General features: G+C 38.1%; 20 protein-coding genes, 1 riboswitch and 1 other annotated feature. Of the genes, 8 read left to right on the forward strand and 12 right to left on the reverse strand.

Annotated features, from left to right (window positions below; translation table 11 throughout):
* Positions 1-51: 51 nt before the first annotated feature.
* Positions 52-774, reverse strand: a complete 723-nt coding sequence (locus M1D73_RS17100) for a GNAT family N-acetyltransferase (protein ID WP_000207419.1) — start codon at positions 772-774, stop codon at positions 52-54.
* A gap of 123 nt (positions 775-897) precedes the next feature.
* Here M1D73_RS17100 and M1D73_RS17105 point away from each other — a divergent pair, with 123 nt between their 5' ends.
* Together M1D73_RS17105 and M1D73_RS17110 are read left to right on the forward strand one after the other, a co-directional pair.
* Positions 898-1,737, forward strand: coding sequence for a DUF2785 domain-containing protein (locus M1D73_RS17105; RefSeq protein WP_000355451.1), 840 nt, complete (start codon positions 898-900; stop codon positions 1,735-1,737).
* Positions 1,738-1,754: 17 nt separating this feature from the next.
* Positions 1,755-2,201 carry an NUDIX hydrolase gene (locus M1D73_RS17110; RefSeq protein ID WP_000540459.1) on the forward strand — a complete coding sequence of 149 codons (447 nt, stop codon included), beginning with the start codon at positions 1,755-1,757 and terminating at the stop codon, positions 2,199-2,201.
* An 8-nt stretch (positions 2,202-2,209) separates the two neighbouring features.
* Here M1D73_RS17110 and M1D73_RS17115 read toward each other — a convergent pair whose 3' ends face one another.
* Positions 2,210-3,208 carry a tryptophan--tRNA ligase gene (locus tag M1D73_RS17115; protein ID WP_098213137.1) on the reverse strand — a complete coding sequence of 333 codons (999 nt, stop codon included), beginning with the start codon at positions 3,206-3,208 and terminating at the stop codon, positions 2,210-2,212.
* Between the two features lie 44 nt (positions 3,209-3,252).
* Positions 3,253-3,460, reverse strand: a binding site (T-box leader).
* A 138-nt stretch (positions 3,461-3,598) separates the two neighbouring features.
* Between M1D73_RS17115 and M1D73_RS17120 the strand changes: the two genes are divergently transcribed.
* Positions 3,599-4,756 (forward strand): 1-deoxy-D-xylulose-5-phosphate reductoisomerase, encoded by a 1,158-nt coding sequence (locus M1D73_RS17120; RefSeq protein ID WP_000241787.1) that lies wholly within the window; start codon positions 3,599-3,601, stop codon positions 4,754-4,756.
* Between the two features lie 29 nt (positions 4,757-4,785).
* Here the strand turns inward: M1D73_RS17120 and M1D73_RS17125 are convergent, their stop codons facing one another.
* Complete coding sequence (locus M1D73_RS17125) at positions 4,786-5,907, reverse strand: AI-2E family transporter (protein ID WP_000411484.1); 1,122 nt, start codon at positions 5,905-5,907, stop codon at positions 4,786-4,788.
* 63 nt (positions 5,908-5,970) lie between these two features.
* Positions 5,971-6,219 (reverse strand): GlsB/YeaQ/YmgE family stress response membrane protein, encoded by a 249-nt coding sequence (locus tag M1D73_RS17130; RefSeq protein WP_000539733.1) that lies wholly within the window; start codon positions 6,217-6,219, stop codon positions 5,971-5,973.
* Positions 6,220-6,428: 209 nt separating this feature from the next.
* Between M1D73_RS17130 and M1D73_RS17135 the strand changes: the two genes are divergently transcribed.
* A complete protein-coding gene (locus tag M1D73_RS17135; RefSeq protein ID WP_000601228.1) occupies positions 6,429-6,890 on the forward strand; it encodes a GNAT family N-acetyltransferase in 462 nt (153 codons plus the stop codon).
* A 38-nt stretch (positions 6,891-6,928) separates the two neighbouring features.
* Positions 6,929-7,071: riboswitch (cyclic di-AMP (ydaO/yuaA leader) on the forward strand.
* 96 nt (positions 7,072-7,167) lie between these two features.
* Entirely contained in the window at positions 7,168-7,311 is a 144-nt protein-coding gene (locus M1D73_RS17140; RefSeq protein ID WP_000945243.1) for a hypothetical protein, read from the forward strand.
* Positions 7,312-7,384: 73 nt separating this feature from the next.
* Here the strand turns inward: M1D73_RS17140 and M1D73_RS17145 are convergent, their stop codons facing one another.
* The 4 genes from M1D73_RS17145 to M1D73_RS17160 form a co-directional block, all read right to left on the reverse strand.
* Positions 7,385-9,898, reverse strand: a complete 2,514-nt coding sequence (locus tag M1D73_RS17145; RefSeq protein WP_481157927.1) for a BC_3345 family exosporium-associated protein — start codon at positions 9,896-9,898, stop codon at positions 7,385-7,387.
* Positions 9,899-9,920: 22 nt separating this feature from the next.
* Positions 9,921-12,428 carry a collagen-like protein gene (locus M1D73_RS17150; RefSeq protein WP_001215797.1) on the reverse strand — a complete coding sequence of 836 codons (2,508 nt, stop codon included), beginning with the start codon at positions 12,426-12,428 and terminating at the stop codon, positions 9,921-9,923.
* A 146-nt stretch (positions 12,429-12,574) separates the two neighbouring features.
* Positions 12,575-13,330: a class I SAM-dependent methyltransferase gene (locus M1D73_RS17155; RefSeq protein ID WP_000679198.1), complete on the reverse strand. Its 756-nt coding sequence runs from the start codon at positions 13,328-13,330 to the stop codon at positions 12,575-12,577.
* A 41-nt stretch (positions 13,331-13,371) separates the two neighbouring features.
* The gene (locus M1D73_RS17160) at positions 13,372-13,914 is read right to left on the reverse strand and encodes a CGNR zinc finger domain-containing protein (RefSeq protein ID WP_001072931.1); all 543 of its coding nucleotides are present in this window, start codon (positions 13,912-13,914) and stop codon (positions 13,372-13,374) included.
* 112 nt (positions 13,915-14,026) lie between these two features.
* Between M1D73_RS17160 and M1D73_RS17165 the strand changes: the two genes are divergently transcribed.
* Positions 14,027-15,220 carry an MDR family MFS transporter gene (locus M1D73_RS17165; protein ID WP_000834867.1) on the forward strand — a complete coding sequence of 398 codons (1,194 nt, stop codon included), beginning with the start codon at positions 14,027-14,029 and terminating at the stop codon, positions 15,218-15,220.
* Positions 15,221-15,260: 40 nt separating this feature from the next.
* Here M1D73_RS17165 and M1D73_RS17170 read toward each other — a convergent pair whose 3' ends face one another.
* Positions 15,261-16,175 carry a tetratricopeptide repeat protein gene (locus M1D73_RS17170; protein WP_121868239.1) on the reverse strand — a complete coding sequence of 305 codons (915 nt, stop codon included), beginning with the start codon at positions 16,173-16,175 and terminating at the stop codon, positions 15,261-15,263.
* Between the two features lie 299 nt (positions 16,176-16,474).
* Here M1D73_RS17170 and M1D73_RS17175 point away from each other — a divergent pair, with 299 nt between their 5' ends.
* Complete coding sequence (locus M1D73_RS17175; RefSeq protein ID WP_000728046.1) at positions 16,475-16,852, forward strand: hypothetical protein; 378 nt, start codon at positions 16,475-16,477, stop codon at positions 16,850-16,852.
* Positions 16,853-16,928: 76 nt separating this feature from the next.
* On the forward strand, positions 16,929-17,168 hold the full coding sequence (locus tag M1D73_RS17180; RefSeq protein WP_000747684.1) for a DUF3923 family protein: 240 nt from the start codon (positions 16,929-16,931) through the stop codon (positions 17,166-17,168).
* Positions 17,169-17,290: 122 nt separating this feature from the next.
* Here M1D73_RS17180 and M1D73_RS17185 read toward each other — a convergent pair whose 3' ends face one another.
* The 3 genes from M1D73_RS17185 to M1D73_RS17195 all read right to left on the reverse strand — a co-directional run bounded on the left by M1D73_RS17185 (position 17,291) and on the right by M1D73_RS17195 (position 19,832).
* The gene (locus M1D73_RS17185; RefSeq protein ID WP_000938438.1) at positions 17,291-17,839 is read right to left on the reverse strand and encodes a DUF2179 domain-containing protein; all 549 of its coding nucleotides are present in this window, start codon (positions 17,837-17,839) and stop codon (positions 17,291-17,293) included.
* A gap of 198 nt (positions 17,840-18,037) precedes the next feature.
* On the reverse strand, positions 18,038-18,451 hold the full coding sequence (locus tag M1D73_RS17190; protein WP_000613876.1) for an ATP synthase subunit I: 414 nt from the start codon (positions 18,449-18,451) through the stop codon (positions 18,038-18,040).
* A 52-nt stretch (positions 18,452-18,503) separates the two neighbouring features.
* Positions 18,504-19,832: a hemolysin family protein gene (locus tag M1D73_RS17195; protein ID WP_000402258.1), complete on the reverse strand. Its 1,329-nt coding sequence runs from the start codon at positions 19,830-19,832 to the stop codon at positions 18,504-18,506.
* Positions 19,833-19,944: the final 112 nt, after the last annotated feature.

Below are 19,944 nucleotides of genomic sequence, written 5' to 3' on the forward strand. Positions count from 1 at the left end.
ATATAGTCCCCTCCCGCTATACGAGTTCGAGAGTATACATCATTCATCCTCCTAAAACTTTCTCACATATCTCTCAGTTGAACTAAGCAGCTGACATCCGTTCTTTTCAAAAACATCCTTCATCCACTCATTTTGCATATTTGTCTCACCAATATAATAAGATGCACCTATTTCCTTTAAGACAAACATCGCACCTGCAAATAATGCGGCTTCATATCCCTTATTACGCACATTTGGAGTAACTGCGAAGTACATAAGTTTTCCTTCTTCTAACGTACCTCTTTCAATATGCGGGATTACAATTCCTATCGGCTTTTCATCGACACTCGCTGTTAAGCAATGTTCTTTCCATTGCTCACCAATTTCTTCTAGCATCATATGCACAAATTGATCATGAGCGACTGGTTCTCCCGTTGCTTCATTCCACAGTGAATAAAAAGCCTCTTCTCCAACTTCTTCAATAAGCTTAAAATCAATTTCACTTTCTACATCTTCTACTTCGTATATATCTTTAAATACAATCATGTTTTCCGTAACATATTCAAATGAATACGTTTCAAAACATTTTTTATACACATCATAATTTGGACTTTTTGAAGAGATTTCAAAATGTAGTTTTTCTAATCCATCTTTTTTAGCTTCAGCAACGTAATATTGCACCATCTCTTCTAATTGCTCTTCTGTAAAAACCTCTGCATTATTTTCTTTTATCATAATAGAAGAAGCACTTCTTCTTATTTTAAAATGTTTTTCTAACTGTTCTATCGTCGTCATATTCTTCCCTCATCTATATCATACTCGAATTTCTAATCGTTCTCCTTGCATGAGCAGGATTGTCCTTGAATATATAGAATACTAGAAAAGATCGCATCTTTAAAGTGCGGAGGAGGTTCTCCATTGGATATTACAGCATTGCAACAACAGTTAGAGCTTATACAACAAAATGACTACACGCAACTGCAACATATAGACGTAAATGAGTTAACTTTGAACATGCTTCAGTATATCGGAACAACTGATAGCTACGTTCGTTACCAACTTATATATAAATGTTTTGCGCATTTCATTCATCATGAATTCCTTATGGACGATCAGCTGAAATTACTTCTGCAAACTTGTTTAAGTGATGAGTATTTATATTGTGACATTTACTCCCCACATACAGATGGGGTTTTCACACGTTCTTACACTGTTTCGTTAATTGCGTTAATACTCCAATTCGCTAATTCGCACTACTTTTGTACAGAGGAGGATATCGAAGAAATAAAAAATAAACTCATTACATACACAAACTTAGAAACGGATTTTCGGGGCTATATTGAAAATAAAGGATGGGCTCATTGTCTTGCTCATGTATCTGATGCCTTTACTGAAATTGTTCATAATACGTATACAACTTTTGAATGGTACGAAGAATTAATTCATTGTTTATTAAATAAAATCTTTATTCCATCTGACCTTTTTCATAATAACGAAGATGAACGCATTGTTACTCCATTACTAGCAATGCTGTATCATGATTTTCCTCAGAACGATTTAATTTCTATTATTCATAAAAAAATAAAAAGGCTTCCTCAAATTAGAAAACGCCTTTCGCTTAATGAGTATTGTATTTTATGTGCCAATATTAAAACCTTTTTACGCACATTATTTTTCAGAACGAAAGATGACCATAACTTAGCCTTTACAGCACGTAAAACAGAAAGAATGTTAAAAGAACTTCCTAACTATTATTAAATACAAGGAGCAATGACATGGGTTATATTGAAGATATGAGAAATCTAGTAGGAAATCATCCACTTATTCTAATAGGATCACACGCCATTATATTAAATGAAAAAGATGAAGTATTGCTGCAGCTCCGTACAGATTTTAACCGCTGGGGCATTATTGGCGGTGCCTTAGAATATAACGAAACGTTAGAAGATGCTTTAAAACGAGAAGTGTTTGAAGAAACTGGACTTATTATTAAAAATCCAGAACTATTCCGTACATACTCAGGACCAGATTTCTTTCAAATCTATCCAAATGGCGATCAAGTACACGGTGTACTCGTTGTTTATATTTGCCGAGAATTTTATGGTGAACTTGTATGCGATCAAAGTGAATCAAAAGAACTACGCTTCTTTTCACTTGATGAATTACCTAATAATCTTCCTCCTGTTATCGAGAAGATTATTACAGATTATCTAAAAAAATAAGGGAACGCTTAACGTTCCCTCTCAAATCCAATCCGTTTTTTAATTTCTGCTAAATTTATCTTCGCAATAGCGCGTGCCTTCTCAGCACCGTTTTCTAATGCTTCATATAATAAATCCGGCTCATTCATATACATTGCGTACTTTTCACGAGGTCCAGCTAACTCACGATCTACAACGCGAAACAACTCTTTTTTCACATCGCCCCATCCGATTCCAGTCTCATATTTTTCACGTAATGACTGTACTTCGTCTTCTGTCGCAAATTCTTTATAAATTGTAAATAAGGTTTCTAGTTCTTTCGGTTCATTTGGAAGTGAAGAGTCTGTTTTGATTTTAAACATTAACTTTCGAAGTTTTTCTTGCTCTGCAAATAATGGGATTACATTTCCGTAACTTTTACTCATCTTCCTTCCATCAAGACCAGGTAAAATAGCTCCTTCTTCTTGCACTACATACTCCGGTAGTGTAAATGTCGTGCCAAATGTATGATTAAAATACGTCGCAATATCACGCGCAATTTCAATATGTTGAATTTGGTCTTTTCCAACTGGTACATGAGTAGCTTGAAATAATAATATGTCAGCTGCCATTAAAATCGGGTACGTGTATAACCCCATATTCACTCCCGCATCGACCTCTAACCCTGCTTCTTTATTTTGCTCCACCTTCGCTTTATACGCATGAGCACGGTTCATAAGACCTTTCGGAGTTAGGCAAGCTAAAATCCAAGCTAATTCTAGAATTTCCGGTACTTCTGTTTGCCGATAAAAAACAACATCTTCCCCAAGTCCAAGCGATAACCAAGTAGCTGCTACCTCTTTCGTATAACTGCTGAACTTTTCTGAATCATGCACAGCATTTAATGCATGATAATCAGCTATAAAGTACAATGCTCTTCCTTCATTATTCTTTGACATTTGTAATGCAGGTTTAATCGCACCAATATAATTCCCTAAATGCGGATAACCTGTCGGCTTAATTCCTGTTAACATTATTTTTTCACTCACACTAACTCCTCCTTTCTCAAAATAAAAAGAGCCCCTCATCCTTAAAAAAGGACGAGAGACTCCCGCGGTACCACCTTAATTAGCTATCATTAGCTCACTTCATACTTCAATAACGTGAAGTAACCGTCTTTACCTACTCATTTCAGTTAGAAGCTCCAGAGCCCATTCCATATTCATCCCTTACTGATTTCCACCACACATCAGCTCTCTAAAAAGTTTCGAATATGTACTCTTCTCTTTCATTGCTTTTTCGTTATTTTTTACAGTTTATCACATTTCACTTCCAAACAAACCCTAATTTTCTATTTTATATAGCAGGAATTTCCACTTCAATTGTCTAATGTTATATAGGTTTGTTGAAATATTCGAAACAACTTTGGAGGTTTTTTCATGGTAAAATATATATCAATTTTAGGTTCAACAGGATCCATCGGCACATCTGCATTAGATGTCGTTTCAGCTCATCCTGAACATTTTAAAATCGTCGGTTTAACCGCAAATTATAATATCGATCTTCTTGAGCAACAAATCAAAACGTTTCAACCTCGTATTGTAAGCGTTGCGACAAAAGACTTAGCAGACAAGCTTCGTACGCGTATTTCAGCAAATACAAAAATCACACACGGGACTGATGGCTTAATTGCAGTAGCTACTCACCCTGATTCAAATCTTGTATTAAGCTCTGTTGTAGGTGTTTCAGGATTACTTCCAACAATTGAAGCATTAAAAGCGAAGAAAGATATCGCTATTGCTAATAAAGAAACTTTGGTTGCAGCTGGACATATCGTAACTGAACTAGCGAAACAAAACGGATGTCGCTTAATTCCAGTAGATAGTGAGCATTCAGCTATTTTCCAATGTTTAAACGGAGAAAATAATAAAGAGATTGAGAAGTTAATTGTAACAGCTTCCGGTGGTGCTTTCCGTGATAAAACACGTGATGAAATGCAAACATTACAAGCAAAAGATGCTTTAAAGCACCCAAACTGGTTAATGGGCGCAAAACTAACGATTGATTCTGCCACATTAATGAATAAAGGGTTCGAAGTAATGGAAGCGAGATGGCTATTTGATATTCCATATAAAAAAATTAATGTAATGATTCATAAAGAAAGTATCATTCATTCTTTAGTAGAATTTATTGATGGATCAGTTATGGCGCAGCTCGGTGCTCCTGATATGAGAATGCCGATTCAATATGCGTTTCACTATCCTACTCGGCTGCCTTCTTCCTATGAAAAATTAAATTTATTAGAAATCGGTAGTTTACATTTTGAAAAACCAGATTTAGAGAAGTTCCCTTGTCTACAATACGCATATGAGTGTGGCAAAATCGGTGGTACTACTCCCGCTGTATTAAATGCAGCAAATGAAATTGCGAATGCGCTATTCTTAAAAAATGAAATTGCCTTTTTCGATATTGAAAAAACAATTTACAAAACAGTTGAAGCTCATCATAACGTAAAAGATCCTTCACTAGATGCTATATTAGAAGCAGATCAATGGGCACGCCAATATGCAAATGAATTGTTAATAAAAAAGCGCTAAAACAGTTCCCACTGTTTTAGCGCTTTTTTTCACGTATTCAACTTAACAAATCTATAACCGTGTGTAACTAACACTTTTAATATCGCATATCCTGGAATGGCTAAAATAATGCCCATAATCCCGAATAAGTTTCCGGCAGTTAAAATGATAAAAATGATAGTAATCGGATGAATATCTAACTTTTTACCCATAACTTGCGGAGAAATAAATTTACCTTCTGCTAATTGTACAACCATCATAACGATAATTACTTTTAACACCATTGCTGGCGAGTCGATAAATGCGATAATTAACGCTGGTGTAATCGCGATAATTGGTCCTACGTACGGAACGATATTTACAATCATCGCTAAAATCGCAAGTAATACCGCATATTTAATACCAATAATAAGATAACCAATTAATAGCATAATACCGATAAATAAGCTGACGATAATTTGACCTCTAATATACGAGCTAATCGCATAATGCATATCATCTAGTATTCTCATTGCTGCTGGTTGTCTTTGCTCTGAAATAAACTTTAAAAAGTGATTCGGCAATTGCTCACCATCTTTTAAAAGATAGAACAATATAAATGGAACCATTACAAATGTCAAAACAACCTCTGTAACAGTACTCAAAAATCCAGTTACATTCCCAGTTACTGATGATAATGACTTTGTAAAATCAACTGTGTATTCTTTTACCATATTCGCAACATTAATATTTAAATTCTCCTGAATTTTACCGAGTAAATTACTTTCCCCGAATCTACGTGCTGCTTGTTCAATCTCATGGCCAAAATACGGTAAGTTATCAATTAATGCATCAATTTGATCTTTAATAATAGGGATAACCGTTACAACTAAAAATACAAATAATCCTAGTACGATTAAATATATGGAAGCTATCGATACGATTCTTGAAACACCTTTCTTTTCTAAAAGCGAAACGAATGGATGCAAAATATAAAATAGCACGCCTGCTAATAGTACTGGGAAGAAAATTGTTTTTAAAAATACGATAAACGGTGTAAAAACAAATGATATTTTTGTTAGCAATAAAATATTAATGAACAATAACGCAAATCCAAGTAATACCGCCAAATAATTTTGTTCTCTAAAAAACTTTCTTAACTTATCTCTTTTTCTTATATTTATTTTCTCCAACGAAACCACCTCTTCGAATGATGAAAAGCCCTTATTCAGGGCTCTTCATCATAATCTATATCTCTATTTCCTTGCAGCTTTCACTACAAATGATACAATAAGAATTAACACGATTGCACCTAATAATGCCGGCACGACATGAATCCCACCAAATGATGGCCCAAAGGATCCAAATAATCTACCACCTAACGAAGCACCTAATAAACCTGCGATAATATTTCCGAACATACCACCTGGGAAATTTTTACCTGTTATAGAACTAGCAATTGCACCTATAATAGCACCAACTATTAATGTGATAATCCATCCCATTTTTAGTCCTCCATTTCTATTATAGTTTGTATGATTTAATACAAACATATGTATTTATCATTGCTAATCATATTTCACTATAGAAATATATTTACTACTATTTTACATATGGAGATACATATATTATATGCAAAAAAGAAAAATATTGTCAAACTCACCCATAAAGCAATTATATTCATATACCATATTTAAAGGAGGCTTCATTGTCTATGATTCTTAAGTTAAATTCCACTTCTTTTGAAGTAGCAACATCCATTTTACAGGTTCAAATTCCAGCTTATAAAGTTGAAGCAGACTACTTAAATAGTACTGCCATACCTCGTTTATATGATACTGTAAACGATATTCAAAATTGCGTTGAAACATTCTATGGATATTTTTCTGAAAATAAACTTGTCGGTTTTATTTCTTTTGTACAAGAAGAAAAACTAATCGATATCCATAGGCTAGTTGTATCGCCCGATTTTTTTCAAAAAGGAATCGCAACGAAACTCCTAATTTATATATTTAACATGTTTCCCTCTTCAATGGCATACATTGTACAAACAGGTAAAGCGAATACCCCTGCTATTACTTTATATAAAAAACACGGATTCATTACAGTATCAGATACAATACTTCCTGACGGTATGATTCTTACGCAATTAAAAAAGACAGAATACACAAAATAATTTGACTTGTTCGCTCCTTTATGTTATTTTTTACTTTATAAAACCTTTTGCTGAGTCCAAATTTTGGAGCGGGGGAACCATTTTTGTAGCTATGCTACTTGGGGCGAATCTTTTTTAAGTAGGGAAACTCTCACTTCCCGAGTCCGACAGCTAACCTCGTAAGCGTAATGGGAGAGGAAGGTGCTTTTTGCCTATGTTACACATTTTGCCTCCTTAATTATAAATATGGGATCGATATCAAATAGTCACCTATATTTATAGAAAAGGAGAATGTATTATGTTACGTTTATCTGATCACGCAATTAAAATGATGGAGCAAAGACTTCGAATTGAAAAACAACGCACATATCAAGCAAATAAGGTTGTAGATAACTTACATCACAAATACTTCTTTCAGCATATTTTTCAACCGAAAAGATAAAGAAAATGTTTATTTAATATTAAAAAACACAAGGTGTGTCTTACAAAGACATTCCTTGTGTTTTTTATATTCTTTATAAAATTCTCACTACATTTAAGCTTGCTGTAATCGCACCTGCTATAGTAGTCACATGCCCTACACCTAACGGGCCATTTTGTAATATTAATGTTGAATTGGCACTCGTCACATTCACAAGAAGTGTATTTGAAATGGCTGGTTCGATTACTACAGTTGATGTCGTTACGTTTTGTATAAAACTCCCTGTTAGTTGCGTTCCATTTAATAGCAATCTAACAGATACTGTCTCATTCCCACCATTTGCATCCCCTTGAAAATAGTAGCTTACTAAATATATTCCTGGCGTCGTTACTGTGACTGTCGTAGCACTAGTTAAAGATACACCAGTTCCATATACAGTGGATCCAGAATTAATTGGGATGTTGGCATTTGCTGCAATTGTGCTTGTTGATGTAGAAAAGAAATATCCGCCACCTGTCGATATAGCAGATGATCCTGTTGCTCCAGTTAAGCCTGTTGGACCCGTTGCTCCTGTTGGGCCTGTTACTCCTGTTCCCCCTGTCGCTCCTGTTATTCCTTGTATGCCTTGTATTCCGGTCGGTCCAGTTGCACCAGTCAATCCCGTCTGGCCTGTTGCTCCCGCCTGACCCGTTACACCTTGTGGACCTTGGATTCCCTGTGGACCTTGTAGACCAGTTGCTCCAGTCGGGCCGGTTGCTCCAGTCGGACCCGTTATCCCCTGTGGACCTTGGATTCCTTGAGGACCTTGTGAGCCCGTTGCTCCTGTCTCGCCGGTTGCTCCAGTTGGACCGGTTGCTCCTTGTGGTCCTTGAATTCCTTGTGGACCTTGAGGACCCGTTGCTCCCGCCTCGCCGCTTGGACCGGTTGGACCGGTTGGACCCGCCTGACCAGTTATTCCTTGTAGACCTTGAGGGCCTGCCTGACCAGTTGGGCCTTGTGGACCTTGCACGCCTTGTATCCCCTGAATTCCTTGGGGGCCGGTTGGACCAATTGGACCTTGGATTCCCTGAATTCCTTGAGGACCCGTTGCACCCGCCTGACCCGTTACACCTTGTGGACCTTGCACACCTTGTATTCCTTGAGGACCAGTTGGGCCTATACTTCCTTGTGGTCCCTGAATACCTTGTATTCCTTGAGGACCAGTTGGACCTGTTATGCCACTCGGACCTTGTATGCCTTGCACTCCTTGAGGACCGGTTGAACCACTCGGACCTTGGATTCCTTGTAGCCCCTGTAAACCAGTTGGACCGGTCGCTCCCCTTACTCCTTGCTCACCTTGTATGCCTTGTATCCCTTGAGGGCCGGTTGGACCGATTGGCCCCTGTGCCCCTTGCACTCCTTGTGGACCAGTCGGACCGGTTGCTCCTACCGGTCCCTGGATTCCTTGTAGACCTTGCGGACCAGTCGGACCGGTTACTCCTTGTATCCCTTGTGGACCTTGAATGCCTTGATCACCCGTTGGACCCGTTGCCCCCATCGGTCCCTGTACTCCTTGCAAACCTGTTACACCAGTTGCTCCGGTCGGTCCCTGTATTCCTTGTACCCCTTGAATTCCAGTCGCTCCTGTTGCTCCGGTCGCTCCTGTTGCCCCTGTTGCTCCAGTCGGACCAGTTGGACCCCCTGGTGATCCTGCTGGACCGGTTGGACCAGTTGGACCTCCTGGTGGACCAGTTGGACCGGTTGCTCCAGTCGGGCCAGTTGCAGAACCTGTCGGACCAGTTATCCCAGTGGCTCCTGTTGGGCCGGTTGGACCTGGATCACCTTGTAAACCGGTTGGACCAGTCGGACCGATTACACCTTGCACTCCTTGTATTCCTTGTATTCCTGTTGGACCTACCTGCCCCATTTCTCCCTGGGGACCTTGTAAACCTTGAACACCAGTTTCCCCTTGTGGACCCATTGGTCCTTGCTCCCCTTGAATTCCTTGAGAACCAGTTGGACCGGTTGGACCAATCGGACCCTGTATTCCTTGTATTCCGGTTACACCTTGTAAACCACTACCTCCTAAATTACCTTGCACACCTTGTATACCAGTATTTCCAGTTGGTCCAGTCGGACCAATTTCCCCTTGCACTCCTTGTATGCCTTGTATTCCTGTTGGGCCGGTTGGACCGATTTCTCCTTGCATTCCTTGTATGCCTTGTATTCCTGTTGGACCGGTCGGACCGATTGGGCCAGGAATTCCTTGTATCCCTTGAATACCAGTTGGACCAGTCGGACCTCTTTCTCCTTGTATTCCTTGAACACCTTGTATTCCCTGTGGGCCTCGTTCTCCCATAGGTCCTTGATTACCTTGAGAACCTTGTGGTCCAGTTAAACCAGTTGGGCCGGTTGGACCATTTTCTCCTTGCACCCCTTGCACTCCTTGTATTCCTTGTGGGCCGGTTGGACCGATTGGACCTTGTACGCCTTGTATTCCTTGCGGTCCAGTTGGGCCACCTAAAGCACCAGTTGGACCGGTTGGACCAGTGGGCCCCGTAATACCTGGCGGTGGAAAAGGAATAGGTGCTTGAAACTTACTACACTTATCTTGATTCTTCACAAGCATCTCCCCCGTTATAACTAACGTATCAAACTATTTTTAATACATTTAAACTAGCTGTTATCACACCAGATAATGTCGTTACATGCCCGATAGCTAACGGACCATTTTGTAAAGACAAAGTTGCATTTGAAGAAGTAACTTCAATGACCATCGTATTCGAAACTGCTGGTTCTAATATAAAAGTACCTCCTGTAACATAAAAAATAAAACTCCCTGCGACTTGTGTTCCATTTAAAGTAAGCCTCACTGAAATTGTTTCATTTCCGGCCGTTGGATCACCTTGAAAATAATAGCTTACTAAATAAATTCCCGGCGTACTTAACGTTACAGTTGTTGCATTTGTTAAACTGACATCAGAACCAAAAACTGTAGATCCAGAATTAATTGGTATTAACGCATTCGCTGCAATTGTACTCGTTGAAGTAGAAAAGAAATAACCGCCCCCACTAGGTAAACCAGTCGCTCCTGTCGCTCCCGCTATTCCAAAGAAACCTATTGAACCTGCACTACCAGTTGCTCCTGTCGGTCCCACCACGCCACTTGGGCCCTGACTACCTTGTGCTCCAACTGGGCCTATACTACCACTAGCACCTGTCACCCCACTTGCTCCAGTTGGGCCTTGCAAACCTTGAACTCCTTGTATACCTTGTATTCCTTGCGAACCCGTTGCACCTGTATTACCTGTCGTTCCCGTTATTCCTTGTATTCCCGTAATCCCTTGCACTCCTTGCACACCTTGTGGTCCAGTTGCCCCGGTTGCTCCAGTTGCCCCAGTTTCACCCGTTGCACCTGTAATTCCAACATTTCCTTGTGGACCTTGGGGCCCTTGACTACCTTGCGCTCCTTGGACTCCTTGAGGTCCTGTTATACCAATTTCCCCTGTATTTCCTTGGGGGCCTCTAATTCCTTGTGCACCTGTTGGACCGATAATTCCTTGCACACCTTGTATTCCTTGCACTCCTTGCGCTCCTGTTGGACCCATTATTCCTTGTAATCCTTGAGGACCTTGCAAACCGATAGCTCCAGTCGGTCCTATTATTCCTTGCACTCCTTGAGGACCTTGGGCACCTTGTGTACCTGTCAATCCGGTAGTCCCTTGTATCCCTTGAACACCTTGAGGACCTTGTGTTCCAGCTGCTCCTGTTTCCCCTTGAATTCCTTGTACGCCTTGGATTCCTTGTGCTCCAGCTGGGCCGGTTGCTCCTCGGATTCCTTGTGCTCCTTGAGCTCCTTCCGCTCCTGTAACACCAACTGGACCAGCTATCCCTTGTATTCCCACCATTCCTTGTGCACCTGTTGGACCTATCACACCTTGAATACCTTGAATACCTTTAGGACCTTCTGCACCAGTTGGACCAGTTACTCCCAGCGGACCTTGTATTCCTTGAGAACCTTCTGCACCCGTTGGACCTGTTATACCTTGGTTACCTTGAGGACCTTGTGCTCCTTGTACTCCAACTGCTCCAACTACACCTTGGGCACCTTGCGCTCCCCTTACACCTTGATGACCTGTTGGACCGGTTATACCTTGCACACCTTGCCCTCCAATTGGACCTATCCCTCCGCTTACACCTGTTGAACCGGTCGCACCCGTTGGACCTGTTGGACCTCCTGGTGGACCCGGTGGGCCAGCTGGTCCAGTCACCCCACTAGAAGGGCCAATTGGACCGGTCACTCCCGTCGGACCGCCCGGTGGTCCTTCTGAGCCTTGAGTACCAATACTACCTGTCGCTCCCGTTATACCTCTTATTCCTTTTATCCCTTGAAAACCTGTTGCTCCCGTTATACCTTGTATTCCTTGCACACCTTGTGGTCCTTGTAAACCGATTGCACCTGTTATCCCCTTTATTCCACTTATACCTTGGGCACCTTGCATTCCAGTAGAACCAGTTGGACCCACTTCCCCTTGTATTCCTTGAGCTCCTTGCGGGCCTTCCTCTCCAGTAATTCCTTGTATACCTTGGAAGCCGTCTTCTCCTTGTATACCAATAGCCCCTTGCTCTCCTTGTATTCCTTGAACACCTTGAGGGCCTTGTGGACCAGTTACACCCGAGACTCCAGTTATGCCTCTCTCTCCTTGCATTCCTTGTGCCCCTGTTTGTCCTCGCTCGCCTATTTCCCCTTGTATTCCTTGTGTGCCTTGTATACCTTGACTACCAGCAGGACCCGTTGCTCCTTGTATTCCTTCTAATCCTTGTACTCCAATATCACCAATTAGACCTTGGTTACCGATTAATCCTTGAGCACCTTGGAGACCAGTCGGACCAGTTATACCTTGCTCTCCTGTATCACCAATAGCCCCTTGTATTCCTTGTGCTCCTGTTGTCCCTTGGGGACCTTGTATTCCCCTGATACCTTGAGGACCTTGGGGCCCAGTTGCTCCCGTCGGTCCAGTCACCCCTGTAGGACCAACAGGACCTTCATGCCCTCCAGTTGGACCGATTGGACCACTATTACCTGTCGGACCCGTTGCTCCTATAAGCGGAAGAGGCAGTGCCACTCCAAATTTTTTGCACTTTCTATGATGACGCACAACAATCCCCCTTCCCAAAAATAATTACACCTTTTATATGAAATGCATTTTTATAAGAAAAGTACACTTTTGACCTCATTTTTTTAAAATAAAGAAGCCTATGATTTCATCTATTTGAAATCATAGGCTTCTTTTATAAAAACACTTTACTTTCTAGCTTTAATAATAAAAGTAGTCGGCACCATTCTAGCTTTATATAAAGAATAATACTTCGTAGACGGCTCAGCTAGTTCTCCATCAAACGAGCTTGATGGTTCAGGCTCTTCTATTCTCTCAATTTTAAATCCCACTCTATTTAACTCATTTATGTATGTACTTATTTTTCTCTTATATAATGTCGCTTGTACATTTTCTCCTTTAAATGTTTCAAACGTAATGGGCGTTTCCTCATGATAAGAAGACTTTATAGCAACTTCTTCCGTACCATACTGTAAGTTTGAATATACCGGGTGCTCCCAACTAAAAATAAAACTTCCCCCTGGCTTTACATATGAATAAATCAGTTCCAACGTTTTTCTTAAATCCGAAGTCCAACCTAATGCATAAATGGAATATACAATATCAAAATATCCTTTCGGAATATCGCCTTCTTCTTCCATTGCTCCGCATACTAACTTTGGATTCCAATCCTTTAACGTCTTATTCGCTATTTCAATTTGTGTACTCGAAAGATCAAGCCCCCATAATTCCTCTGCCCCTTGTTCCGCCATATATTGCAACGAATGCCCACTTCCACAGCCAATATCAAGAACCTTTTTCTTTCTGATTGAATCGAACAAACGAATCTCATCTTCAGACGCCGTATACGGACCATATTTAGGTAAACAATCCACTTGAAAGAAATAAGGTGCAACTGTATCCCAACACTTTTTATTTAAAGCTAACATTTGCGTACCTTTCATATTCTACATTCCCCCATCCATTTTTCTTTCTCTAATATTAATTACATATCATAACCAGATCGCCCTTTTCTCTTCGCCCGGTAGTTTTTCACTTTCGCAATCGTACCGCATGCTCTTCCTCCTTCTTCTCTAGCATACATACCGCACCATCTTTTACTTCCATTTCGCGAATGATCATAAAATACCCAGCGACAATCTGGACATGCTTTTAACCTTCCCCATACATTTTCTTGAATTGACATTAACACAATGCTTAACACTTTTGTATACACATTCTCTTCATATACCGGTTCATATGTAATACCTTTCATATCATCCTTTATATGTACATGAAATGGGTATTTCTCTAACCATTTTTGCAATGATCCTTCGCCTTCAATTGTCATCCGAATATCTTCTCGAAAACCTCTTAATTCCTCTATCGTATGAAATGGAAACTCTTCATCAAAATATTCTTTCATAAAAAGCTTTATGTCTTCTTCTGTTTGCAGCAAATCAATTGGCTCTCTCGTATCGTTTGGTATTCTCCATGTATTTAAAAATTCCCGAATATATTCTAGTTCATTTGGAGCGTTTTGATTCAATTCGATCCACCTTCTTCTTAAAATTTACTTTTTTCTGACTTTATGTATAATTATAGTATAAAATAGTTAACCATCAAATAATTTTACTGGTTACATAATTAGGAGGATTTCTATGAAAAGTTTCTCAACACCGATACGTTTCATGCTTATTTCTTCATTTTTTATGTCTTTTGGGTATTTTGCAGTATACGCATTTTTAGCTATTTATCTATTAACCTTTCTTCATTTTTCTGCTGTCCAAGTAGGAACAGTGTTGACGGTTATGACAATTACATCACGAGTTATCCCATTATTCTCAGGGTTAATTGCTGACAAAATAGGCTATATCATTATGATGATAGCCGGTTTATTTTTGAGAGGAATCGGATTTATCGCTTTAGGAATATGCTCTGATTTCTATACAATTTCTATTTCTTCTGCACTTATTGGCTTCGGAACTGCATTTTACGAACCTGCTGCGCGCGCCATATTCGGTTCACAACCAGCTCATTTGAGAAAAAATTTATTTACATATTTAAACCTTAGCTTTAATTGCGGTGCAATAATCGGACCAATTGCAGGAGGGTTCTTACTCTTACTTGATCCAATCTATGCCTTCTCTCTAACAGGATCACTTATGCTGTTATTCGCTTTTATCTTTTACTTACTTAAAAATCACTTCCAAGTCACTACTGAAAACACGTCTATTACATTAGGAATACAGGCCATCTTACAAAACAAGTCTTTCCTTCTGTTTTCCTTTATCATGATTTTCTTCTATATTATGTTTACTCAACTTACTGTCGCACTTCCACTTCATATGAAAAACATTAGTAGTAGCAATCAACTTGCTACACTCGTTATTACGATAAATGCGATAACAGGCGTCATATTTATGGTATTATTCCGAAAATTATTCCACAAATACAACACACTTTCAATTATTAAATACGGTGTTTTATTAATGAGTATTTCCTTTTTACTCATTCCTTTATTTCAACACCCATATTGGCTCTTTATTTGTGTAATTTTATTTACAATCGGTGAAACACTCGTATTACCTAACGCTGATATCACTATTGCAAATTACAGTAATGAATCATATACAGCCACTTTCTTCGGATTTTATCAACTATCACTCGCATTTGGTTTTATCATTGGTAATTATACCGGTACATCTTTTACATCCAACTTAAGCGGAATGTATACACCATGGCTTATTTTTGGCGGAATAGGACTTATTGGTTTTATTTCACTACATATTTTGAATATAAAAAAAGTGGCCTCTAAAGAGGATATACACCTATGTAATACAAGCGACCTATAACGAAAAAGATTCGACCATCATCTTTGACAGTCGAATCTTTTTATTTTTCATATTCAAGGTGATTATGTCTTTTACAACCAAATAAATAGCAAGCCCCTATATAATCAGTTTCAAACTCTAATCCTGGAACGTATCCAGATTTGATACGTTCTACCATTGTTTTATAACAATTATTCTCTTCTGTATATTCCTCAATTAACTCTTTCTTATCATTTTCTGTCCAGTTTTCTTCTACTTCTTCATTCTGAACATCTTCTATTTCTGCTGTTTTCGCTTCGATACATTCCCGTATAACTTCATTTATACGGGAGAAATTATTCGTTTTATATAGAGCATACACAAATCTACCAATCCAATTAGGACTTTTCCAGCATTCTTTATATCCCTTTTCGAACCATTCAATTGCTTCTTTATAACAATTCAACTCAACATATAAATCTGCTACATGAATTTCCCCTAAAAAATTATCAGCTTCCCTGTTAAAAGTATCTAACTTCTCTTTTGCTTCTGTCGTTCGTTCTAAATCAATTAAACATTTTACATAGCTATACATGATATAGTCCGAATCCCCTGCAACTCGTAAAAAAAATTCCGAAGCTTTTTCCAGCTCTCCAAGTTTATAATGAGCTACAGCTACATTATGATATGCTTCATCCGATGGTTGAATCGAAATAGATTTTTGTAATACTTCCTTCGCTTCTTCCCACTTTTTTTGTTTTATATAAATTTCCCCTAAGATGTTATAGGGAAAGTATGAAGAAGGATTCAACTTAACAACTTCTCTTATTAATTCAAGAGCTTTCTCATCATTCTCTTCCTCATAAAAGTACATCCAAGCCAGATTATTGAGAGATTGTACATCTCTAGATTCATGTACTGCTTGTTGAAATAGTTCCATTGCTTCCTCATATTTATTTTGTTCAAACATTTCAATTGCCTTCTCATTAATGTTCAAATAACTACCTCCGAAGTGAATGAATTCATCTATTCCCTATCATTATTGTAAAATGTAAAAATTGTAATTTCTATAAAAAAATTTCTTTCTCTCGTCTACATTTCGATTGAAATAGAAGCTAAAACACAAGAATTTACAACAATCAGTAAATTCTTCAATCTCCCTTAAATTGGATATACACCCTGTTTTAATTTACATATTATGGTACAATTAAGGGGGTACTAACTAAATATTTACGCTCCGCACTAGTAATCTAGCAATACCAAAATCAAAAATCACATAGAATCGGAGGGGATGTTATGAAAAAGAAATTACTTGTTCTTCTATTCACTGGAATCATATTATCAGGATGTTCAACTATAGCAGAGAATTCTTTAGAAAGCGGGAAAGGCAGTATGGAATTATTAACACCAACGATCACAGCAAAAGATAATGAATTAGAAATTAAAACTAAAGGCATTGATGAAAATAAAGTAACTTTTATTTATGTTGCTAATAAAAAAGTGTTGGAACAAAAACTAAAAAATGGTGAATCCTACAAACTTAACATTAAAGATATCGAACACGCTCATAGGACGGACTACAAACCAAAAGTTCAACTTTTACAAACGAAAGACGATGATGATGATGGAGAAATAGTAACCTTCAAACAAGTTAGATATACAGTTAAAAACTGATTTTAAAGTTGTTTCATTATAAATGTAACAAAAGAAAATATACTTTTAACAGTAGATAAATGTAGGGGGTGCTAACATGAAAAAACGATGGATTTCTTGGTGGATTGGTAACATATTTTGGATTATCGTTTTTGGAATATGGGCCGCTATTATTTGGCTACGAGATGTTGATGGTACTGGTGTTATTCAAACACCTGAAATTAGATCAATATCACTTATCGTTTTATTAATCACGTTTATCATACCGGTATTTTTTCAAATTATATGGCTAATCATTAATTTGAGAATGAGTAAAAAACATAATTATACGATTTAGTTTTTTTGAATTAACAGATGAATATTTTTCATAAAAAAAGAGAGGAATCTACATCAAAATAGATTCCTCCCTTTTACATTTAGACTTATACTGCGCTTTTAATGCATCACTATTCCTCTTTTTTACGATGCATGTTCATCTTTCTTCTTCATTAACGCTCTTTTCTTCATCGCCTTCGTTAAATATCCACCCTTAAACGAGCGAATTTCATACGAAGACATAAACGCTTTCGGTGCAATTTCATTAATGATTTCTAAAAGCTCTTTCTCTCTAGAACGCTTTGCGACGATATCTAAGCGATAACGTATAGAATTAATACCTTCGCCTTCAAATACTGTAACGCCAAATCCAGAGTGACGTAACTCATCTACTAATTCATTACAACGGTCTAGTAAACTAACTTGATACGTAATATAACCAATTGCTAATTTATTCTCTATATAACCGCCTAATAACAGTCCCGCACTAAAGCCAATGACATAGGCAACGATGTTCATCCAATTTGATAAATCTTGAAACACAATACCTAAACTGACAATGTAAATAGCTCCTTCTAACAATCCAACACCAGCAGCGGATCTTGTTTGATTCTTTACAAGCAAAATCGTACGGATTGTTAAAATTGGAACGTAAATAATTTGAAGCACAAAAATAAGTAGCGCTTGTAACATTGGTATCCACCTCTTTCAAAAAGTCTTTTGTCATAATAACACACATAACCTTTAGAAATCGATGGGTTTTTTAAAATTTTTTTATTATTTTTCATACTATTGAAAAATGCAAAAAAGAAGCGTATTATATTTGTCGTTAATTTGATTACTTGTATCATATCGCTAAACTAAAAAAGGAACCTGGTTAGGTCCCTTTCATCATAGCTCTATGTTTTTTGAAGCATGTTCTCTTTGCTTCTCTTCTTCTTTCACTAACTGCATATTTGCATACGCTAAATTTGCAATCATTAAAAAGTGACCACCTAAAATACCTGTACCGAATGCCCACATTTCCATTTCATGCTCAATTTCATACATGATGATAGCTCCTAAAATAGCAGCTGCAAATCGGTTTAAAACTCCTAATCCAGGAGCCTTTTCCTTCATTACGATACTTTTCCCGAGTTTCTCCACTCTGCGAGCTAATAACCAAAGACAATAAGCACTTACTGCTAATCCAATACCGAACCCTGTCACTTGTTTTCCAAACGGAGTAATCGTCCACATAAGTAGTAAACCACTAAAGATCACATACAATTGTAATCGATATACACGTAAGGCTTCTTGAATCAAAATATCCGCTCCTAATTTCTCATTTTTTGTACTTTAGAAGAAAAGCAGCAACTTACACAGTTGCTGCTTTCTCTTCTTCTTGTTCTTGTTCCATCTTACGAATTTCAACACGTTTAATTTGGTAAGCGTCTTTTTCTAACACTTTAAATTCATAACCTTCCGCCTCAACGTGTTGTCCTTCTTCGATTTCATGATTTTGCATCATAATCCATCCACCGATTGTATCCACATCATCTTCTTCGATGTGTAATCCAAATAAATCTTTCACTTCTGAGATAAGCACTTTTCCATCAACAATAATATGTTGCTCGTTCACATGTTGAATTGGTGGTGCTTCATCTTCATCATATTCGTCACGAATTTCGCCGACGATTTCCTCCAAGATATCTTCAAGCGTTACAATTCCAGCTGTTCCTCCGTACTCATCATATAAAACAGCCATCGGAATTCGCTTCTTCTGCATTTGAAGTAATAAATCGTGAATTGGAGTCGTTTCCATCACTTCAATAATCGGACGCATATACGAGCGAATAGATGATAAATCTTTTTGATCCTCGGTCATATATCGAATAAAGAAATCTTTTACGTTGACCATACCGATAATATCATCTTTATCTTCTCCAAAAATCGGATAACGTGTGTATCGCTCATTTTGGATTACTTTCATGTGTTCTTCTACTGAATCTTCCAGGTAGAAACCAACGATTTCTGTTCGCGGTACCATAATCTCTTTTGCAATACGATTATCAAATTCAAAAATGTTATTTACATACTTGTATTCAGCTTGATTAATTTCGCCACTTTCATAGCTATCTGAAAGGATAAGACGTAATTCTTCTTCTGTATGAGCTACTTCATGTTCTGAAGCTGGCTTTAAACCAAATAAACCAGTTATCACACGAGCTGAACCGTTCAATACCCAAATAAATGGATACATTACTTTATAGAACATCATTAATGGACCTGCCAATAATAACGTTACCCTTTCAGCCTTTTGAATTGCCATCGTTTTTGGAGCTAATTCTCCTACTACAACGTGTAAATACGTCATAATCATAAAAGCAAGACCAAATGTTAATACTGATGAAATAGAAGGATTTAAGTTCCATTTCTCAAATAACGGGTGTAATAACTTTTCAATTGTCGGTTCACCTAACCAACCTAATCCCATAGCTGTAACTGTAATACCTAATTGACAAGCAGATAAATATTCATCTAAATTTGTTGTTACCTTTTTCGCTGCTAAAGCACCGCGTTTTCCTTCCGCAACAAGCTGATCGATACGGCTTGAACGTATCTTTACAATCGCAAACTCTGCTGCTACGAAAAATCCAGTAAATGCGATTAAAATCGCAACCATGACTAAATTAAATATTTCCAATGAATCCCCTTAGTTAAAAAACTAAGGTGTCCACCTCCTGTATACTATAATGTTTTCTTATTTGTTTGTTAGAAAACATAGCCCGATACAAAAATTAAAGAGGTCGGATTTC

The sequence above is a fragment of the Bacillus sp. PK3-067 genome, from assembly GCF_056738645.1.